The sequence below is a fragment of the Helicobacter vulpis genome (assembly GCF_003660395.1).
Lineage (GTDB): Bacteria > Campylobacterota > Campylobacteria > Campylobacterales > Helicobacteraceae > Helicobacter > Helicobacter vulpis.
The window spans coordinates 1-1,628 of the sequence record NZ_QXQT01000055.1 but is presented as its reverse complement, the minus strand read 5'-3'; the positions used below and the strand labels follow the sequence as shown (position 1 = coordinate 1,628).

Below are 1,628 nucleotides of genomic sequence, written 5' to 3'. Positions count from 1 at the left end.
ATTTCATGGGTTTCATAATGCGCGCGCGCATGCTCTTTTTCAGGTCTAACTGGCATGCAAAAGTCTAGCAAAGGCCTTAAGAATTTTTCAAGGGTTAATTAAAAATTTTTAGCTACAATGGCGCTAGTGGTCTACCCCCGCCCTTAAGGCGGGGTTGGTTTTAATATAGCGGTTGGGTGAAATGGGCAAGTCTTGTGCTTGTCCGTGCTAAAACCACAAGCACCACGAGTAATCTCATAGCAGGGTCTCCTTTCTAGGAGAAGGCAAAGCGACGCTTTGCTCCCACTGCGCTCCTCAACCCGCTTTAAAGCTTCTCCAAATCACCCCAAAGAAGCCCTACTATTGCGCGTTGATTCTAAACAAATTTACCTAAGTCGCCCCTAAAACCCCCCCCCGTACTGCCCATCAAAGCTCCACACGCTCAAGGTAAAAACCCCTTGATACTTGTCATTATCAGGCATTTTAACAAAGTTAATCACCTCATTAGGGGGCACAGAACACACAAAGCTACAGCTCTGTCCAGCTTGGGTTTGCTTGTGGGTGTTTTGGATATTCTGCCACATCCACCCGCCATAATAGGCCCACGTACCCTCCCGTCTATACGTACTCTTGCCATCTTTGCTATAGATGTATATGTAACTTCTATAACTCCAATTCCCCCCACTTCTCCAATAATCCGTCCCCTCACTCCAACCTAAATACCTCCCCCCCGTAGTAAAAAGCTCTTGATAACTCCCCTTCCCCCCCACTAAGATAAAATCTAGGCTCAAGCTATTCGTATACACGCGCACACTCGCGCCCTGTTTGCCCACCTTGTAGTAAAAGGGGCGGTTTTGCCCCTCTACCCCATAGTGTTCTTGGGTGTTTTCCCCACTCACCCCAGTAATGGTGATAAACAAGTCCATCGCCTTACCCGTGTTGTTACGCCAACTCCATCCATTGGTTGTATTGTTAAAAAACATCCCCATGCTCACTCCTTAATTTTGTCAAATTCACCAACCTTGATTTTCCCCTTGTGCGCGTCTATGAACTTAGCCCGCGCGGCGTGCTTGGCATAGCCCCTTAGCACATCCTCAGGCACTCTGCCCCCCAAGGCCTGCAATTCGGCCATCTGCTGTCTTAAATAGTTTAAAAGAATCTTCTGATTCTCCCCCATCCTAGAAGTGTACTCCCCCACACTTCTAAACTTGGGGTCGCCTAACCCCTTAGCGTCTTCTATGGTCTGGTTAGTGGTCTTGCCGCTGGTCATCGCACGCGCTAAAGCATAGCTATACTGATTAACCGCGTTGTCCATCTGGGCTAGCTCTGGGCTTAAGCCAAAAACTCCCCCACTCTTGGCGTTCAACCACCTCTTCACTCCGCTAATTCTGCCCGCATTCTCTTGGGCCTTTTGGATGATATTATCCCCTCCTTCAAGCCCCTTAAGCGTGTCATAAATATTGGCCGTGGCCTTGGTGCGGTTAGCAATCTTTTGGCTCACCTCTACCCCTGCGCCCATCTGGGTAACATCCATCCCTAAGTATTGTTTAGCCAAATACACATCAAAAAGCGTTAATTGGCGCTTGGCGATCTTCTCATCTAAAGACTTCACCCCCGTACTGGGTTTTGGCGGTGTTTTCTCCACCAAG

General features: G+C 48.5%; 2 protein-coding genes. Both read right to left on the bottom strand.

Going from position 1 to position 1,628, the window contains the following annotated elements; all coding sequences use genetic code 11:
* Window positions 1-380: 380 nt before the first annotated feature.
* Window positions 381-968 carry a hypothetical protein gene (locus EAO38_RS08490; RefSeq protein WP_121022864.1) on the bottom strand — a complete coding sequence of 196 codons (588 nt, stop codon included), beginning with the start codon at window positions 966-968 and terminating at the stop codon, window positions 381-383.
* A 2-nt stretch (window positions 969-970) separates the two neighbouring features.
* Window positions 971-1,628: hypothetical protein (locus EAO38_RS08485; protein WP_121022862.1), on the bottom strand; the 658-nt coding region annotated here is incomplete at its 5' end.